Raw genomic sequence first — 17,579 nt, 5'->3', positions numbered from 1 at the left:
CAATTAGTAACTTTTCGTCTCTACCACGTTGTAGCTACCTAACAGTTTGAGAATCTCTGTATAAGTAGCAAGTTCTGCGATCGCTCCTTGAACCAAAGGAGAATTGGCATCTGCTTCTAGATCGAGGAAAAAAAGGTATTCACCAAGCGATCGCTTAGTGGGACGCGACTCAATGCGGCTTAAGTTGATACCACGCTCAGCAAATATTTGCAAGGGTTTGACTAAAGCGCCAGGAACGTTAGCTGGTAAACTAAGAGCGAGTGATGTGTGGGTGTGTTCGACAGAACAGACTTGATTATTTGAATGCTGACCGACTACCCAAAACCGCGTACAGTTATCAGGATAGTCATTAATTGCATGAGCAAGAATAGGTAAATTGTAGATTTGGGCTGCACGTAATGAAGATATTGCCCCTGAACTACTTTCTTGTTCGAGATATTGGAGAGCTTCTGTTGTAGAATTTGTGGGAATTAACTCAACACTAGGTAAAAACTGCTCCAGCCAACCTTGACACTGTGCTAGTGCTTGTGGATGCGAGTACACTGTTGCAACAGCTTCTAAGTTTGGTGCGTGGGAAAGCAAAGCATGGGTAATCGGCAAGACTAAGGCTAGTTGAATTTGCAATTGGTCTAACTGCCAAAGTGTATCTAGTGTAATTGTGACACTTCCCTCAATCGAGTTTTCGACAGGAACAACAGCAACATCTGCTTTTCCTCGCGCCACAGCCTTTAAAGTCTGAGCAATACTAGGATAAGGACATAATGTTATTTGTTCTTCATCATTGAGCTGATTTCTATAAGCTAATGCTGCTTGTTCTGCATAAGTTCCAGTAGGTCCTAAATGTGCAATTGACATTGCCATCGCGTTTCGCCTTTTGCCATAACTCCTACTGATATCTTGCACTGGTATGGGAGTATTTGGTTGTGCAGCAATCTTGATAACTATATTGCTACCATTAAAGGACACGGTATACTCCAATATGAAAGATAGTAGCTTTACTTGTAATTTGCAATAACACTGAGTTTATGACATCCTACGCAACAACCTCTGCCAAAGCAGAAATGAGCGAACTGCGCCGCTTAAGAAACTTACTACCACCAGAATTGCAAAGTTGGGTAAGTGTAGAAGGAACTACCGAAGTTAATCCACCTTTAATTACTACAGAAGAAATCGGCAGAGATCAAGTCGAAGTTCTCATCGATCTGGTGAAATGGGATCAACTGGCAATTGACCAGCGCAATTTGCTGTTTTGGCACGAAGTTGCCCGAATTCAAAATGATACCATTCCTAAAGATGGATGGGAAATGGCAGCCCTCGCAATTGGTTTGGGTGGTGCTGTTGGTGAACTTTGGGTGCAAGATGGATTGCTACTACTGCTAGCTCTAGGCTTGTGCGGCGTGTCTGGCTACCGATTATACGTTAAAAACAATGGGCAAAAGCAGCTACAAGAAGCAATTGATGCTGATGAAAAGGCGATCGCCCTTGCTACTCGCTTTAACTACACTCTCCCTAATGCCTATAAAAGCCTTGGTAGCGCACTAAAAACATTAATTGAACAATCACCAAGTAAGCGCCAAAGGGCAAAATATGAATCTAGACTACAAGCCCTCAAACGCAGTGCGAATAAGGCTAAATCACGAACAAAAACTTCTCAAGAAGTCGTCTATGGAGAATAAATAAAACTCCTGTGCGTCAATAACATTTATAGCTGATTGAGCATTTTGTGCGTTTGAGGAACTACACGCACATGTTTGAGCATCTGCTTGATTTTAGCTTGCCAAGTCAAAACCTGTGCTGGAGTTGGGGCGAAAATGACTTGGTCAGATTTTTGTATGTTATTTAAAGGTGTTACAGGTTGTAGAAATAAAGGAATTTCTGGGCTAACATTTGCGACTAATTCAGCAGCTTGGTGGAGTTCAGCAATATCAGTTTCACTAGAGACAATCACTTTAACAAATATTTCTACATTGGCTTGGTAACAAAGCTGTAAGAATTCTGCATGTTCTTGCCAGTGACTTTCACCGCTAACGCTGGGTAACTTCAAATCCATTCCTACAGAGTCAAGATGTGGTAAAACCACGGCTAACTGCTGAGGACGATGTCCGCCTGTTTCTAGATAAATAGGTAATCCAGTATATTTTTGTAACTGAGGAAGGAACTTCAACAAAAAGGTACTGTGCAACAAAGGTTCACCGCCAGTAAGACTGATACTATCGTGTAAACCAGGTACATCAAGTTGTTGTACCCACTGCAACAGTAAATCTAGAGAAACTGGATTATCATAAAGTTCAAAGTCGCGTAATCCAGGCGATCGCTCAATATGGCATGTGGATGGAACAGTCCAAGTGTGAGCACTATCACAAAAGCGACAGCGTAAGTCACATAAGGCAAAGCGAATAAAAATCTGTCGCGTACCAACATTAAGTCCTTCTCCCTGGATTGCGGAGAAAACCTCAATTAGGCGTGTAGTAGTTGTCATTTAATATAAAATTTTTCAGATGAATAAACAATATTGAGGGAAGGAGCCTAACAAATAAATTTGCTGCTAGATCAACAAAAGCCACAGAGATGGACTTACAAACAAAATGACTCTTGAGCTTTTGCTCGTCAACTTTGTCTCGTTAGCCTCGAAGCAAGATCAGAGAACATCTGCAATTCATGCAGGAGGTCTTCTAATGAGTCGCTTAATTCATTACTAACACTTCGTTACAATAAAGTTATGAATTTCTGAAGTAATCTCTTAATCTATTGTGCTACCCTCCAACCAGAATTCGGAGTTGAAAAGTGTTGAACGCGATCGCGTTTTAGCTTGGTTAGAAAACAACGTTCCTCAATCCCGTATCCAACATATTCTTAGAGTAGAACAGATGGCAATTGAGTTGGCAGATTGTCATCGAATTGACGTAGAAAAAGTCGCCAAAGCTGCGTTAATGCACGATCTCGCGAAGTACTTTAAACCGCAAAAGCTTTTGGACATGGCACAAGCTGAAGGATTAGAAATCGATCCTACTAGTGCAGCTAATCCTCACTTATTGCACGCTGATGTTGGGGCGCTGGTTGCTAGAGATACCTTTAGTGTAGACGATGCAGAAGTTTTACAAGCGATCGCCAATCATACTTTAGGTCAACCTGGCATGAGTTCACTTAGCTGTATCGTGTTTTTGGCAGACAGCTTAGAACCAGAACGCGGAGATACTTCAGAGTTAGCAGAATTAAGAAAAGCAAGTTATCACAACCTTGACCAAGCTGTGTGGTTAACTTGCGACTACTCATTGAAATTATTAGTTGATACGCATCGTCTCATTCATCCTCGAACAGTTGCTACGCGTAACTGGTTTTTGCAAAAAGTAAAAAATTCGCAGCGAGTAGCTGATAAAACTGCATGAGCTGTTGTTTTTTGTTAGTATGCAGAAAAAACGCAGCCGTGATTTTGCAGCATAATTTTTAAAAATGTTTAATAAATTTTATCAAGTTATCTGAGGTTTAATGACTGAATATTCGCCAATAAATTCACAATCACAGTCTGTATCCAGAGCATCGAGTGCAGTTAAATCAGGACAAGCCGAGGTAGATAATAGTGGTAAAGGATTAGCCCTTACTGCTGCTCAAGCAGCTTCAGAGCGTAAAGCAGGAGACATTGTCGTGCTGCGGGTTACAGACGTATCATATATGGCAGACTATTTTGTCATCGCCACTGGATACTCACACGTTCAAGTCCGCGCGATCGCTTCTGCAATTGCAGACAAAGTGGAACAAGAGTGGCAACGTCAACCAATACGCACTGAGGGAAAAGCAGATGCAAGTTGGGTGTTACAAGACTATGGTGATGTCATAGTTCATATCATGATGGCTAAAGAGCGTGAATTTTACAATTTAGAAGCTTTTTGGGGTCATGCGGAACAAATCGAGTTTTCCACTGCTGATGGGGCTTAGCACCATGATGGATTTTTCAGTTTCTGATTGTCCTGTCCCTGCTGAACAACAGCCACTCAACGAATATGAGGCGCTAAAAGCATCAAACTTTTTTAGTACTTGTAGTTCAGAATGGCGCAAGTATCTCACCAAGTTAGCTTGGGTATGGGCATTATCTTGGGTCATTGCAGGACCAGTCGCCGCCGCAAGTTTTTCTCCCCAGAAGTATATTGTACAATTTATGCTTTGTGGAGCAGGGTTAGCAACTATTGGCGTCATTTTTACTGTTGTGCGTTGGTATTTAGGCTGGTCTTACGTATGCGATCGCCTGACAAGTCCAACGATTTTTTACGAAGAGTCTGGTTGGTATGACGGACAAACGTGGACAAAGCCACAAGAAATCCTGACGCGCGATCGTTTGATTGTGAGTTATCAAGTTAAACCAATTATTCACCGTTTACAGCAGACGCTAGGAGTCATAGCACTAATTCTATTGTTGGGTGAGTTGTTTTGGTATTTTTTGTAATTTTCTCGATTCATCAGTTTGAGATCTACTTTTACGTCCCGCTAAATGATAGAGTTTACCCATGACAAGGGGAAAACGAACTCAAGCCGCAGAACTCGAAGTGAGGTTACTGCGCGAAGGTATTATCGAATCAAGACATTTAGTCCAGGCTGTCGTATGTGACGATCGAGGACGAGTTTTGTCTGTTGCTGGAAATGCAGAGACTGCGACATTTATCCGTTCTGCACTCAAGCCATTTCAAGCATTAGGTGTCACTACAACAGGGACACTTGAACGCTACAACCTAACGGATCGAGATTTAGCAATTATCTGTAGTTCACATAAAGGGACAATAGAACAAGTACGTCAAGTATTTAATATTCTCTGGCGTGCAGATATTGATCCTTCAGTTTTACAGTGCCCTATCCCTGAAGGTAAACACAGTTCATTGCAGTACAACTGTTCAGGAAAACACGCTGGTATGCTTGCTGTTTGTCAGCAACGGCGTTGGTCACTCAATAATTACTTACAGCGCACTCATCCTGTGCAGCAACTGATTTTTGGTAAAATTGCCGAATTACTGCGGATGCCAGCTGATGAATTTATCAGTGCCCATGATGATTGTGGCGCTCCGACTTATTTGATGCAAATGGGGCAAATTGCGTCATTGTATGCACAGCTTGCTTCTGGTAATAACCTTGATATGGAAAGAATTGTGCGGGCTATGACGCATCACCCCAAGCTGGTTGCCGGAGAAGGTGAATTTGATACAGAACTCATGCGCTTAACTCAAGGAGAGTTAGTAAGTAAGGCTGGTGCAGAAGGTATTCAATGTATTGGTCGTATTGGCGAGGGTATGGGATTGGCAATTAAAGTGATGGATGGGGCAAAGCGGGCTAAATATGCTGTTGCCATTTACCTACTTCAGCAAATGGGTTGGATTAACCCTAGTGTTGCAGAAACTTTGGCAGAATCATTTATGACACTAGGAAAATACAAGCGCCTAGAAGTCGTTGGAGAATTATCCATGTTGTAGTTGCTAAAATTTTGATAACGGGTTATATTAGATAAGTTGACGCGGGATAGAGCAGCCTGGTAGCTCGTCGGGCTCATAACCCGAAGGTCAGTGGTTCAAATCCACTTCCCGCCACCAAATGAAAAACTTCGTAGTCTATAGTGATTGCGAAGTTTTTTTTATGAATATCTAGCGGACATAAGAGGCGCCATTAATATCAATTGTTGTTCCTGTAGCGTGCGGAGCTAGCCCAGAGGCTAAAAAGGCAATAACATTAGCAACATCTTGAGGTGGAGCAATTTTACCCAAAGGAATATCACGAGTTACAAATGCTTCACCGTATGCTTGAATAAATTCGTCTGCCATCTCAGTTTCAACGAAACCAGGTGCCACAGCAAAAGCAAGAATATTATCAGCAGCAAACCCCCGCGCAATACTACGCGTTAAAGCAATGACACCTCCTTTTGAGGCAGCATAGTGCATATAGTCTGGGGCATCACCGCGAAAAGCAGCGCGACTCGCAACATTAATGATAATTCCACCAGCGCGATCGCGAAAATGCCCAATAGCCTCGCGGCATAAATCAGCAACCGCAATCAAATTAACTTGTAAAGTTGTCTGCCATATAGTGCCCCACATCTCATCATCAATGCCGGCTGACTGGATAATACCTGCATTATTGACTAAGACGTCAATTTGTCCTCGCCATGCGATCGCTTCTTGCCATAATTTACGACTCGCATTTGTAATAGCTAAATCGGCTTGTACTACATAACAGCGATCGCCACCGATTTCTTGAGCGATAGCTTGGGCAGATGCTTGCGCGCGGCTGTAGTGTAGGATCACATAAGCTCCAGAAGAAGCAAGTGTCAACACTGTTGCTGCACCAATTCCTCGCGATCCCCCTGTAACTAAAATAACTTTGTCGTGTAGATCAATCATCAGTCCTCCTAGTGCTAATCGCTTTCACAAAATTGTTCTATGCTGGAATAGAAAGCATCCAAGTATCTGCATTTAATCATGGCTGTTCAGTTGCGGCGACCGATTTTAATGGGTGGTGTAGGTTTATCCTTCTCTTTGTGGGTATTGCAAAGTTGGCATCACTCTATTGTGCTAGGTGAGTACGGCATTTTAGGAGCGATCGCAGTGGGTGGAACTTTGTGGCTATGGCAGCAAAGAACTCCAAAAAAACAAAGTCTAGATAACTTACCTGTTACGCGAGAAACCGTAGAAAAAGCGATCGCACAAGTAGTAAGTGTAATTGAACAGTTGACTGTCGAAACTGAAAGCGATCCGATTCAACTGCGTCAAGAACTAGCCGAACTCAATAACGAGCTTGAACGACAAGAATTACGAGTAGTTGTGACTGGTGGCAAATCAGTCGGTAAATCAACTTTAATTCAAGTGTTGTCTGATTGCGTTCTTGGGCAGAAGCTAAGTTTTAATGAAACACCTGCTTTATTTACAATTGTCGATAGCGATCGCCAAGCTGAAACCGCTGCACTCGCACAAGCAAATACCGCAGATTTAGTATTATTTGTAACTAACGGCGATTTAACAGAAACTGAATTTCAGACGTTGCAGCAGTTAATCGCAACGAATCGGCAACGTACTTTGCTTGTATCTAATAAACAAGACCAACATTTAGCTGAAGAACGCACCGTTGTGTTATACGCATTACAACAGCGGATGCAAACACTGCTAAAAGCAGAAGATATCGTGGCGATTGCGGCATTTCCTAATCAAAGGAAGGTACGCCAACATGCAGCGGATGGTGCAATTCAAGAATGGCTAGAACAACCTCAACCTGTCATTGAACAACTGGGCGATCGCTTAGCAACTATTGCAACCCAAGAAAGACAACAACTGATTTGGGCAACAACACAACGCCAAGCTTTAACGATAAAAGTCAAAGCAAAAACATTACTCAATAACGTTAGACGCGATCGCGCTATCCCTGTTATCGAACAATATCAGTGGATTGCTGCTGCTGCTGCTTTTGCAAATCCAGTTCCTGCACTTGATTTACTGGCAACTGCGGCAATTAATGCCCAGTTAGTAACCGAATTAGGTGCAATCTATCAACAGAAATTCTCTCTTCAACAAGCCCAAACTGTCGCTGGAACTATGGGAAGTTTGATGGTAAAGCTGGGTTTAGTCGAACTTTCAACAAAAGCTGTAAGCACAGTGCTCAAAAGTAATGCTATAACTTTTGTTGCAGGAGGGGCTGTACAAGGCGTGAGTGCGGCGTATCTGACACGTTTAGCAGGTTTAAGTTTGGTTGAGTATTTCCAATTACAGGAAGTTGCAATTGATTCTAAAGGACTAAATTTAGAGAAGTTAAGCCAAACCTTACAAAAGGTATTTCAGCAACAGCAGGTGACTTTTCTACAAGGCTTTGTTAAGCAGGGTGTAGAACGTTTGTTACCAAAACAATCTCAATCGCAACTTGCTGAATCTTAGCTTAGCGAATGAATTCGCAGCTAGACAAACTAAGTCCACCTTCGTGGACTTACCAATAGCATGATGATCGTCAAAACATCACTTACGATAGAAGAAGCTAAAGTGTGAAATTCTAGTTCAGAATGGATTTGTAGCTGTCGTTCTGATTTTGAGTCATTAATTACATAGTGCGTACTAGTCAACAAGAGTCTCATTTAAACCGTGCCAAGGCAAGCTTACGACAAGCGCTATCGTGGTATTCACATCTGCGTAAGTCGGGAGGGCGATCGCCTGCAAGTTGGGAACTTTCAGGATTAGTTAAACCAGAAATTGAGGTGTTAAATTCGGCACTAAGTAAAATAGATTCCAATGTGATTCGGATTGCGGCGTTTGGTTTAGTCAGTCGTGGTAAGTCGGCAGTTTTAAATGCATTAATAGGAGAAAAAGTTCTCCAAACAGGACCATTGCATGGTGTCACTCAATATCCGCGTTCAGTACGGTGGACTCCGAGTGAAAAAGGTAAAGTTCAAATTGAGTTGATTGATACGCCAGGATTAGATGAAATAGAAGGACAAATACGCGCGCAAATGGCGCGGGATGTCGCACGCCAAGCTGATTTGATTTTGTTTGTTGTTGCAGGTGATATCACGCGGACTGAATATCAAGCATTATGTGAGTTGCGGCGAACGCAAAAACCTTTGATTTTAGTATTCAACAAAATTGATTTGTATCCTGACACTGATCGCGAAGCAATCTACAAAAATTTGCAGCAATTGGCAACACAGGGACGCGAAGTTATATCTCCTGATGAAATTGTCATGGTAGCCGCAGAACCATCACCGATGGAAGTCCGTGTAGAGTGGGCTGATGGCAAGGTAACAGATGAATTAGAAACGCACTCACCACAAATCACTGAACTTCAGCAAGCAATCTTAAGAATTCTCAATCGCGAAGGGCGATCGCTTTTAGCGTTAAATGCTTTGATCCAAGCCCGCCAAGCAACGGCGGAAATTGCCCATAAGTCTGTAGAATTGCGTCAGAAGGAAGCTGAAGATTTAATTTGGCAATTTACCAGATACAAAGCATTAGCAGTTGCACTTAATCCTGTGGCATTTTTAGATTTACTCGGTGGTGTTGTTGCTGACTTGGCACTCATTCGTTCTCTGGCAAAGGTTTATGGTTTACCGATGACAGGCTATGAAGCCGCAAAGCTATTACGCACTATTTTGCTAAGTTCTGGAGGTTTACTCTTAGCTGAACTTGGCAGTGGTTTATTTCTGGGTTTAGGTAAAAGTACTGCTGCTGTTGCTAGCAGTGAGAACCCTGGTAACTTAACTGCTTATTTTGGTGCGGCGATCGCCCAAGGTAGTATTGCGGGTTACGGTTCTTATATTGTCGGACAAGCTGCCCAAGTTTATTTAGAACGCGGCTGCACTTGGGGACAACTCGGAACTAGTACTGTTATTCAAGAAATACTAGAACAGGTAGAACCAAATACGATTCTTTATCGCCTGCGTCAAGAGTTGAGTCAACATTTAAATTGATAGACGGATTGGTGACAAGTCGCGCTTTTGCTAGTGAAAGAGAAGTTCAAAGGTTAGAGAATAGGAGAAGCTAGTGCAGTGTAAAGGTGTATTTCTTTGTAGTAGCAACTAGCGTCAAGGAGTGAGTTGAAGAGTGGTTATGCCACTTTGTTCAAAGTATTATTCTAAAAATGCCAGAAATCATCTACAAAACTAATTTAGATAGTGTTGATTGGAGAGAGATGAAAATCACACTATGCCAAGATGCCTTTGACAATGGGCGCACTCCAGAACAGCTTAAAACCTCGTTTGAAAATAGCTACGCTGCCTGTGTTGCTTACGCTAACCATCGTATTGTTGGCACTGCCCGCGTCTTATCTGATGGTGTTTGCAATGCTTATATTGTTGATGTTTGGACACTTAGCGCATATCGTCGCCTAGGTATTGCAACAGCAATGATGCAGAATCTACTGAGTCGATTGAAGGGGCAACACGTCTATTTGTTTACAGATGATGTTCCCCAACTTTATGCGAAACTTGGTTTTGTAGAGCAACCTATTGGCATGGGACAACTCATTGGAACGTGGTTGGTGAATGAGGCATAAAACTCATGGCGTTAATTGTTTAACCCCAACGATCAATATCAATCGCGGCAAAGCCTTCTTTTTCGGCTAGAGTCAACATACTACCAAGTTGCCGCCAAATTAGTATACCGAGAAACAAAGTCAGCGGCAGCGCAACTAGGTAAGCCATTAAACCAGGAAAACCAAAGACTTCTAAACCTGCAGAGAGAAATAGGTAAACACCAATGGTAATTCCTGTAAAGGGGATGACTAGCGACAGTGTAGGCAACTGCGAACTCATACTGCTAATGCGATCGCTTGACCAGTTTTGCACAATTTGCTGCAAAGTCGCACCAAAAGCAGCACCAGAGGTTAGTGAAACAAATAAACCTGCAATCATCAGGAAGTATGGTGGCTCTGGCAAATAGTACATGAAAAACTCCGAGTTTATTTTTGCTTAGGAAAAACTGCGAAAGCATTGACTACAGGTAAGATTGCTGCTGTCCTTTCTTTTGAGATCTCTGTTATTGCATCTAACGCAACATTTAAGATACGATTTGGCTGCAACTCACCTTTGACTAAATTCCAAATCCGCTGAACTTCTGCTGTATGCAAACGGTCATCTTCAGTCAAAGCTAACAAAAATTGCTGCCGCAGAAACTTGCCTTCCTCTGATAAAAGGTATTGTATACCCAATTGTGCGGTTGGTAATAAATCAAATCTTTTGTCAGCTTGGGCGATCGCAATTAAATTTTCTAAGCGTTCCCACTGAAACTTACCATTTTTGAACAATACGTTAAGTAACCGTCGTCTTAGCTGGGGTGTTTCTCCTGTCAGTAGACGCCGTGCGACGTAAGGATAGGATACTTCAACGATCTTGAAATTCGGATTTAAACTTAGCGCAATACCTTCTTGTGTCACCAAAGAACGAATAATTAAGGCAAATTGTGCTGGAACGCGGAAGGGATAATCATACATCAACTCCGAAAATGAATCAGTGACCGATTTGAAGTTGAAGTCTCCTACACTTTGACCGATTGCTTCGCCAAGTACTGCTTCTAACGCTGGGACAATAGGACAAATATTCGTATCTGGAGTTAAAAATCCCAGTTTGACAAAATCAGCAGCTAACTCGGTATAGTCTTTATTAACGAGATGCACGATCGCATCGACTAAAGTTTCTTTTGTCAGCTCGTTAAGCTGATCCATCATACCAAAGTCGATGTATGCCATGCGACCATCAGGCATTGCAAACAAGTTTCCTGGGTGCGGATCAGCATGAAAGAAACCGTGTTCTAATAGTTGCTGTAAACCCGCAGTGACACCGATTTCGATTAATGTGTCTGTATCCAAACCTGCTTCGCGGATACTTTGGGTATCTGTTAGTTTGAAGCCATGAATCCATTCAAGTGTTAAGACACGAGTAGCAGTAAACCGCCAGTAGATGGCTGGTACTTTAACTCGGAGATCGTTACGGAAATTAGTAGCAAATTTTTCAGCGTTACGTGCTTCGTTGAGATAGTCAATTTCTTCAAATAACTTCGTGCCGAACTCGTCTACAATCATTTTGAGATCGTGACCGAGATTTAGCGGTAGCCAAGAAGATATCCAACCAGCCGTCCATCGCATTAAGTAGAGATCTAGCGTCAGAACAGGGCGTAAGTTGGGACGTTGTACTTTGACTGCGACTTCTTCTCCACTGTGCAACCGCGCGCGATACACTTGACCAAGACTCGCTGCTGCAACAGGATGTGGTGAAATTTCACTGTATACGTCTTGGACTGAGCGATTTAATTCAGTTTCAATGGTGCGAAAAGCGATCGCATTATCAAATGGCGGTAGCTGATCTTGCAGTTTAACTAGTTCTTCGAGAAAATCTTTGCGAATCAGATCTGGTCTTGTTGAGAGTGCTTGACCAACTTTAATAAATGTAGGTCCTAGGTGAGTCAGAATTTGTCGTAACTGTGTTGCTCGTTTAAACTTGTTTTGTTCTTCTCTGTTTTGCCACTTATCCCAATAAAGACTAAGGATAAATCCTACAAAATACCAGATGATAGTACAAGCCCGCCAAAATACTAACCAAGGGCGGTAACGATAGTAACGTGCGATCGCTTCTGGATCGTAGCGGCGGTTATTTTGAGCTTGATACTGACCCACGCCTTTTTTTGCCTCTCCTACTGGAATTATTGATGATTGCAACTTTTGGTAACACTAGTTACGGTAGTTGCTAACACGACCTAATTATTATCTTCTTAGATCCATCAATTTGTAGATAAGGATTTCCGGTAAGCCCGCCAGTCATTTAACTTTGAGACTGACCATTAAACTTTATCTTTTTCTTAACTATAGTATATAAAACTACAAACAAATAATAAGAAAAATTACAAATTTCTCTCTTGTGGAAGAGCCTTGTAGATAGAAGCATAAGGCGAGTGACAAACGACTACTGGCTATGATGCGACCCTAACAAAGGCACAACTCATCAGATACAGATAAGCTAGGCAAAATCAACCAGCTTTCTTTTTGCTGAGCTGTTCAACATTTGCCCAACAAATTTGACAAAAGCAAATATATAGTTAACAGTGTCAAATATATAGTCCTTCGTGGCAAGGAGTGACACTAATGACGAAGACGAACTCCGCCAAATATACAGAACAGATAGAAGCTGTGCGTCGCTTTAATCGGTTCTATACTCAGCAAATTGGGGTGCTGCACGAGGGAATATTGAAAAGTTCCTTTTCATTAACTGAAGCACGGATCATCTACGAACTCGCACACTATGAAAAACTTACAGCAACCCAGATTGCCAACAAATTAGATTTAGACGCAGGCTACTTAAGTCGCATTTTGCGCGAGTTTAAAAAACGTGGACTAATTGACAAACAGCCTTCTGAAACTGATGGGCGGCAAACTATTTTATGCTTGACGGAGCAAGGACAAAACTCATTTACCATGCTCAATGCTTGTTCTCATGACGAGATTGGAGCGATCCTTGACAAGCTATCTACGGCAGAGCAGAGCCGCTTAATCAAGGCAATGCAAGTCATTGAGGAGTTGCTTGGTACTCGCTTAGAACAGAAGGTTCCTTATATTCTCCGTCTTCACCAACCTGGCGATTTGGGTTGGATTGTCCACCGTCATGGCGTGCTGTATGCTGAGGAATACGGTTGGAATGAGCAATTTGAGGCACTCGTTGCCAGTATTGTCGCCGAATTTGTTCAGAACTATGACTCGAAACGAGAGCGGTGCTGGATTGCCGAAAGAGATGATGAAATTGTTGGTTCAGTCTGTCTTGTGACACAATCAGATGAAGTTGCAAAATTGCGTTTATTGTTCGTTGAGCCAAAGGTACGCGGATTAGGTATTGGGACTCGACTAGTAAACGAATGCGTGCGGTTTGCTCGACAAGCTGGTTACAGTAAGGTCACGCTGTGGACAAACAATATATTGCTGGCTGCTCGACATATTTATGAAGTTGTTGGTTTTCGCTTAGTTCATGAAGAAGAACACGACAGCTTTGGTCATCATTTGATCGGAGAAGTATGGGAGCTAGATTTGTAAATTGCGATCGTCGATGGATGCACTAGCTCATTAGGAACTTGGTTTTGCTCAATGTACTCATTAATCTCTGCCTGATGATCGAGATAGAAGCTCAAAGCATCAAACACTTGCGCTAGCGTTAAATGAGGCAAATGGCTCAAAATTTCCTCTGGCATAATACCTAGATGCCACAAACCAACGATGGCACGAACAGATGTGCGAGTGCCTAGAATAACTGGCTCTCCGCTTAAAATATCAGAGTTACTAGTAACGTAGCGCGAGAGAGTTTCGACAGGCATGGAGTGAAGCGTGTGGATAGAGTTACTTTACTTATAGTTTATTAGGATAAAAGGCTGACTAGATAAGTGAGTCTTCAACATTTCAGCCAGGAGTAAGAGCCAGCTAGTGACCTAAATCAACGGCAGCAGAAGTTCATAACAAATTAACAACGAACTGCAACTGTTCACTGCATTGACTGGTTTTCTTTACCACAACAGGCTAAGAGTGTCTAGAGTTAGTAATGTTCTGCAAACACCTGGCGCTGGGCAGTGTTCTCACTAACAACACAGAGGGCTAACGGCACTGTTGAGCGGCGATCGCACTCAACGGCTTAATCTTTCGTTGTAATAATCAATTGCACCCTTAATATCTTGCTGCGAGAGTGTAGACCAGAAAGCCTCAGTGAAGTAGAGTTGTGCATACGCACTTTGCCATAAAAAATAATTACTCAGTCGTTGCTCTCCACCAGCACGAATTACTAAATCTAGATCGGGAAGTTCAGCTGTGTATAAACATCTAGCAAAGGTCGTCTCTGTAATTTCTTCTGGTTGAGGCTGTTGAGTTACCACTTTGCGAACTCCCTCAACAATCTCGGCGCGTCCACCATAGTTGAATGCAAGGTTGAGGATTCTATGATTATGCGTTTTCGTTAGATTCACGGCATCATCGATCACATTGAGTACAGATTCAGAAACTCCTTCACGGCTGCCACTATGTAAAATCCGCACTTGTCGGCTGTCTAGTTCATCAGCTAAGCGAGGATCAAGTTTCTCAATGCCGATCATTAACGCCCGAACTTCATCTGTTGGTCTTCCCCAATTCTCAGTTGACCAAACATACGCTGAGACATTGTTAATACCAAAATCATGGCAGATATCGAGGATCTCAACAATATGGGCAATGCCTGTATAATGAAGCCGATATGTTTTGGAATAAGCATATTGCAACCTAGCTAGAACGCTTATAAAAATTACCAACACAACTTAGCTTACAAGTTGTTATAATCCCCTACCGATAATCTTTCAAATACATCCCCACCGATAACCTAAGCAGCAGAACTCGTTAGTAGACAGAGTTCTTCTGCTCTTAGTCTTTTCTGTTAAAACTTCTAGCCCTTTGAAAGCGATCGCTTACTATTGCGAAGATTTTGCCTCCAAACTTTCTAAGCGACTTCTGAGTTCTTGGTTTTGTTGTTTCAGTACATCAAGTTCTTCACGCAATTGTTTCACACCTTGATCTGTACCAACTGTACTTTGCACTCGCGATACAGCTTCTTCAGCCATGCGCCGCACCCGCCCGTCAGGAGTCTGATTTGCTAAAGATTGTAGAATGCCAATTGCTTTAGGAGTTTCCATTTGTCCTAGAGCACTAACAACGGCGACTTGAGTTAAGAAAAATGATTCGCGAGAGAGTTCCTCAAGTTGTTGCAAAACTCGTTCGAGATTGACTGCATTTAGCCCTGTGGAAATTGTACCGAGGGCGTGAATTGCGCTGAGTCGTAGTGCTTGAGGTATGCCTAGTTTGGTATATTCCAAGATGAGGTCGAGTGCGGCATCAGAAGTTTTCATTTGACTTAGACCCGCGATCGCACCTGCACGCACAACTTCGTTCCACCCTGATCTTTGTTCTAAAATCGATTTGAGCAGTTTCACTACCTTTTCTTCTTTCGGCTTTCCATCGACTGTTCCACCTGCGATCGCACCGATTGCCTTAATCGCAGATGCTTCAACGTAGTAGCTAGGATCGCCGTTTTCTACGAGTGGTTTGATTGCTCTATAACTTTCGCGTGTTTTAATATCAGCAAAGGCTTCTACCACTGCACGACGAACCAGGGGATGATCGTCCTCTAATCCTGTGACTAAACCTGCAAAGGCTTGATCGAGTTTAACTTGGGCGAGTTGTTTAGCAACTTCAGCACGAACTCCCCAGAAGGAGTCTTGTTTCAAAGCTTGTGAAAGTGCTTTGACGGCTTCTAATCCACCTTTTTTTGCCAAAGCTTCTGCTGCATAAATTCGCGAAATCGGGTCAGGATCGCATTCTAGCTGTGCTTTCAACTCTGGGAGTGGATACTCTAACGTGACTGTTTTTAAGTAGTTATTCCCGACATCAAAACTCACAAACTCCGGCTTTTGTGCTAGCGGGAAGTAGAAACTTTGCTCTTTTTCATGCACCCGTACTGTAAATATTTTTAGTTCAGAAGGAGATTCGTTGTTGAGATAGCCAAATGCGATCGCAATTTTCAAATCAAATAAATCGTTGCTAATATCGTTTGAACCTTCTTTCGCTTGAGTTTGCGTAACTGTCACTTTGGCTAATTTACTGTCTCCATCCCAAGTGTAAGCAACTTTAAAATCAGGATGTCCGCCACGATAAACGTATTGATCGAATAGAAATAGTAAATTTCTGCCAGATGCTTTTTCAATCGCCCGTAATAAGTCAATAGTTTCCACCGTTTTGTGGGCATTATCCCCAACAAACATATGAATTGCTTGCCAAAATAATTCTTCTCCCAACTCGGCGCGAATCATATGATAGACACACGAACCTTTTTCGTAGAGGTGGCGATCGTATAATTCAATCGCTTCGCGGTAAACGTGCGTGACAATTGGGCGACGATAACGACTACTATCTTCGGCTAAGTAACTTCGTGCTTCGAGTAAGCGGTAATAAGCTGCTTCTTGTGCGCCATACTCGTGTTCTGTCCACATTACTTCCGAGTAAGAAGCCATACCTTCTTTAATCCAAGCATGAGACCAGTGCTTAATGACGACAAGATCGCCAAACCATTGGTGAGCAAGTTCGTGGGCGACTAAGCTTTCGGTGTTACGGTTATCAAGTGCAGCGCGTTCATCAAGTAAACAGCGATCTGTAAGTAAAGTTGTGGAAGTATTTTCCATTCCTCCGAAAATAAAGTCATCAACGCAGACTTGGGCATATTTTGGATACGGATACGGATAGCCATACTTCTCACTAAAAAATTCAATCATGCGTGGAGTTTTCCCCATGCTGCGCCGTGCGTCTGCTTCACGCCCTTTTTCCACGTAATACGTGACCGGTTTACCGTTCCATTCATCTTGAATTTCGGCAAAGTCTCCTACCGCAAGCGTCATTAAATAAGTAGGATGGACTTGCTCTTGTAGCCAGTGGTAAATTTTAGTATCACCGTCTTCTGCGGTGTCAATTAATGTTCCGTTGGAAATGGCGGTGTAAGGTTTAGGAACGCGGACGCGAATTTCGGAGGTTGATAGTTGTCCTGGGTAGTCGAAGCAAGGAAACCAGAAGCGCGAGTCTTCATCTTCTCCCTGTGTCCAAACTTGTGTTGGTTTATTGGGATAATGTTGCTCAGAAGTAATAAAGTAAATACCGCGTTGGGGTTGTTCTGCAGCATAGGCGATCGCAATCTTAATGACCTGACTTGCTACTGTTGGTGAGGCAAGTTGGATCTGCAACTGCGAACCATCATATTCAAAAGCTTGTGGTGTTTCGTCAACGTGTACTGATTGTATATTCAGATCTACTGCATCTAACGTTAACCTTTCAATACCATTACGGATCGGTTTAAGTTGAATAATACAACTTCCTTGATAACTTTTATTAGGAATATCTAAATTCAGATTTAAGAAAATATGCTCTACTTGTCCAGGACGATCTGGGTTGTAGTGGGGTTTTGCCCCTGGTAATTCAAAAGGTCTGTGGCGGTTGTTATCTGTATCAAAGTAGAACTGCAACATCTAGAATTTTTATCCTTAAAGCTAAAAGCTAATACTGGTAACTAAATAAGGCTATGTTTCTACAGGGTA

General features: G+C 42.5%; 17 protein-coding genes and 1 tRNA gene. 10 read left to right on the top strand and 8 right to left on the bottom strand.

Going from position 1 to position 17,579, the window contains the following annotated elements:
• Window positions 1–3: 3 nt before the first annotated feature.
• Window positions 4–861 carry a prephenate dehydratase gene (gene pheA / locus CSQ79_RS19000; protein WP_099702724.1) on the bottom strand — a complete coding sequence of 286 codons (858 nt, stop codon included), beginning with the start codon at window positions 859–861 and terminating at the stop codon, window positions 4–6.
• Between the two features lie 164 nt (window positions 862–1,025).
• On the opposite strand from pheA, the gene CSQ79_RS18995 reads away from it, so the two are divergent.
• Window positions 1,026–1,676, top strand: coding sequence for a DUF3318 domain-containing protein (locus CSQ79_RS18995; RefSeq protein ID WP_099702723.1), 651 nt, complete (start codon window positions 1,026–1,028; stop codon window positions 1,674–1,676).
• Window positions 1,677–1,702: 26 nt separating this feature from the next.
• Here CSQ79_RS18995 and CSQ79_RS18990 read toward each other — a convergent pair whose 3' ends face one another.
• Window positions 1,703–2,479 (bottom strand): 7-carboxy-7-deazaguanine synthase QueE, encoded by a 777-nt coding sequence (locus tag CSQ79_RS18990; protein ID WP_099702722.1) that lies wholly within the window; start codon window positions 2,477–2,479, stop codon window positions 1,703–1,705.
• 298 nt (window positions 2,480–2,777) lie between these two features.
• On the opposite strand from CSQ79_RS18990, the gene yqeK reads away from it, so the two are divergent.
• The 5 genes from yqeK to CSQ79_RS18965 all read left to right on the top strand — a co-directional run bounded on the left by yqeK (window position 2,778) and on the right by CSQ79_RS18965 (window position 5,570).
• Window positions 2,778–3,386: a bis(5'-nucleosyl)-tetraphosphatase (symmetrical) YqeK gene (gene yqeK / locus CSQ79_RS18985; protein ID WP_099702778.1), complete on the top strand. Its 609-nt coding sequence runs from the start codon at window positions 2,778–2,780 to the stop codon at window positions 3,384–3,386.
• Window positions 3,387–3,486: 100 nt separating this feature from the next.
• Window positions 3,487–3,933 (top strand): ribosome silencing factor, encoded by a 447-nt coding sequence (gene rsfS / locus CSQ79_RS18980; RefSeq protein ID WP_099702721.1) that lies wholly within the window; start codon window positions 3,487–3,489, stop codon window positions 3,931–3,933.
• 4 nt (window positions 3,934–3,937) lie between these two features.
• Window positions 3,938–4,438: a CGLD27 family protein gene (locus CSQ79_RS18975; RefSeq protein WP_099702720.1), complete on the top strand. Its 501-nt coding sequence runs from the start codon at window positions 3,938–3,940 to the stop codon at window positions 4,436–4,438.
• A gap of 61 nt (window positions 4,439–4,499) precedes the next feature.
• Window positions 4,500–5,453, top strand: a complete 954-nt coding sequence (locus tag CSQ79_RS18970) for an asparaginase (protein ID WP_099702719.1) — start codon at window positions 4,500–4,502, stop codon at window positions 5,451–5,453.
• A 40-nt stretch (window positions 5,454–5,493) separates the two neighbouring features.
• Window positions 5,494–5,570, top strand: a tRNA-Met gene (locus tag CSQ79_RS18965).
• Between the two features lie 51 nt (window positions 5,571–5,621).
• On the opposite strand, the gene CSQ79_RS18960 is transcribed toward CSQ79_RS18965, so the two are convergent.
• Window positions 5,622–6,374, bottom strand: a complete 753-nt coding sequence (locus tag CSQ79_RS18960) for an SDR family NAD(P)-dependent oxidoreductase (protein ID WP_099702718.1) — start codon at window positions 6,372–6,374, stop codon at window positions 5,622–5,624.
• Between the two features lie 78 nt (window positions 6,375–6,452).
• On the opposite strand from CSQ79_RS18960, the gene CSQ79_RS18955 reads away from it, so the two are divergent.
• From CSQ79_RS18955 to CSQ79_RS18945, 3 genes are all read left to right on the top strand, one after another.
• A complete protein-coding gene (locus tag CSQ79_RS18955) occupies window positions 6,453–7,895 on the top strand; it encodes a slr1306 family protein (RefSeq protein WP_099702717.1) in 1,443 nt (480 codons plus the stop codon).
• Window positions 7,896–8,062: 167 nt separating this feature from the next.
• On the top strand, window positions 8,063–9,418 hold the full coding sequence (locus tag CSQ79_RS18950; RefSeq protein WP_099702716.1) for a GTP-binding protein: 1,356 nt from the start codon (window positions 8,063–8,065) through the stop codon (window positions 9,416–9,418).
• Between the two features lie 221 nt (window positions 9,419–9,639).
• Window positions 9,640–10,002 (top strand): GNAT family N-acetyltransferase, encoded by a 363-nt coding sequence (locus CSQ79_RS18945; RefSeq protein ID WP_289501316.1) that lies wholly within the window; start codon window positions 9,640–9,642, stop codon window positions 10,000–10,002.
• 19 nt (window positions 10,003–10,021) lie between these two features.
• Here CSQ79_RS18945 and CSQ79_RS18940 read toward each other — a convergent pair whose 3' ends face one another.
• Window positions 10,022–10,393 carry a hypothetical protein gene (locus CSQ79_RS18940; protein ID WP_099702714.1) on the bottom strand — a complete coding sequence of 124 codons (372 nt, stop codon included), beginning with the start codon at window positions 10,391–10,393 and terminating at the stop codon, window positions 10,022–10,024.
• A 14-nt stretch (window positions 10,394–10,407) separates the two neighbouring features.
• On the bottom strand, window positions 10,408–12,117 hold the full coding sequence (locus CSQ79_RS18935; protein WP_099702713.1) for an ABC1 kinase family protein: 1,710 nt from the start codon (window positions 12,115–12,117) through the stop codon (window positions 10,408–10,410).
• Between the two features lie 465 nt (window positions 12,118–12,582).
• Here CSQ79_RS18935 and CSQ79_RS18930 point away from each other — a divergent pair, with 465 nt between their 5' ends.
• Window positions 12,583–13,521, top strand: coding sequence for a bifunctional helix-turn-helix transcriptional regulator/GNAT family N-acetyltransferase (locus CSQ79_RS18930; protein ID WP_099702712.1), 939 nt, complete (start codon window positions 12,583–12,585; stop codon window positions 13,519–13,521).
• On the opposite strand, the gene CSQ79_RS18925 is transcribed toward CSQ79_RS18930, so the two are convergent.
• The 3 genes from CSQ79_RS18925 to CSQ79_RS18915 all read right to left on the bottom strand — a co-directional run bounded on the left by CSQ79_RS18925 (window position 13,485) and on the right by CSQ79_RS18915 (window position 17,510).
• Window positions 13,485–13,799 (bottom strand): DUF433 domain-containing protein, encoded by a 315-nt coding sequence (locus tag CSQ79_RS18925; protein ID WP_099702711.1) that lies wholly within the window; start codon window positions 13,797–13,799, stop codon window positions 13,485–13,487. The genes CSQ79_RS18930 and CSQ79_RS18925 overlap by 37 nt on opposite strands.
• A 303-nt stretch (window positions 13,800–14,102) precedes the next feature.
• Window positions 14,103–14,756 (bottom strand): polyprenyl diphosphate synthase, encoded by a 654-nt coding sequence (uppS, locus tag CSQ79_RS18920; RefSeq protein WP_289501315.1) that lies wholly within the window; start codon window positions 14,754–14,756, stop codon window positions 14,103–14,105.
• 156 nt (window positions 14,757–14,912) lie between these two features.
• Window positions 14,913–17,510: a M1 family metallopeptidase gene (locus CSQ79_RS18915; protein WP_099702709.1), complete on the bottom strand. Its 2,598-nt coding sequence runs from the start codon at window positions 17,508–17,510 to the stop codon at window positions 14,913–14,915.
• Window positions 17,511–17,579 lie beyond the last annotated feature (69 nt).

This window comes from Gloeocapsopsis sp. IPPAS B-1203, assembly GCF_002749975.1.
Lineage (GTDB): Bacteria > Cyanobacteriota > Cyanobacteriia > Cyanobacteriales > Chroococcidiopsidaceae > Gloeocapsopsis.
This window is presented reverse-complemented; position numbering and strand designations above follow the sequence as displayed.

Coding starts and splice junctions, on each gene's coding strand:
- pheA (WP_099702724.1), bottom strand. CDS start 861: ATGGCAATGTCAATTGCACATTTAGGACCTACTGGAACTTATGCAGAA.
- CSQ79_RS18995 (WP_099702723.1), top strand. CDS start 1,026: ATGACATCCTACGCAACAACCTCTGCCAAAGCAGAAATGAGCGAACTG.
- CSQ79_RS18990 (WP_099702722.1), bottom strand. CDS start 2,479: ATGACAACTACTACACGCCTAATTGAGGTTTTCTCCGCAATCCAGGGA.
- rsfS (WP_099702721.1), top strand. CDS start 3,487: ATGACTGAATATTCGCCAATAAATTCACAATCACAGTCTGTATCCAGA.
- CSQ79_RS18975 (WP_099702720.1), top strand. CDS start 3,938: ATGATGGATTTTTCAGTTTCTGATTGTCCTGTCCCTGCTGAACAACAG.
- CSQ79_RS18970 (WP_099702719.1), top strand. CDS start 4,500: ATGACAAGGGGAAAACGAACTCAAGCCGCAGAACTCGAAGTGAGGTTA.
- CSQ79_RS18960 (WP_099702718.1), bottom strand. CDS start 6,374: ATGATTGATCTACACGACAAAGTTATTTTAGTTACAGGGGGATCGCGA.
- CSQ79_RS18955 (WP_099702717.1), top strand. CDS start 6,453: ATGGCTGTTCAGTTGCGGCGACCGATTTTAATGGGTGGTGTAGGTTTA.
- CSQ79_RS18945 (WP_289501316.1), top strand. CDS start 9,640: ATGAAAATCACACTATGCCAAGATGCCTTTGACAATGGGCGCACTCCA.
- CSQ79_RS18940 (WP_099702714.1), bottom strand. CDS start 10,393: ATGTACTATTTGCCAGAGCCACCATACTTCCTGATGATTGCAGGTTTA.
- CSQ79_RS18930 (WP_099702712.1), top strand. CDS start 12,583: ATGACGAAGACGAACTCCGCCAAATATACAGAACAGATAGAAGCTGTG.
- CSQ79_RS18925 (WP_099702711.1), bottom strand. CDS start 13,799: ATGCCTGTCGAAACTCTCTCGCGCTACGTTACTAGTAACTCTGATATT.
- CSQ79_RS18915 (WP_099702709.1), bottom strand. CDS start 17,510: ATGTTGCAGTTCTACTTTGATACAGATAACAACCGCCACAGACCTTTT.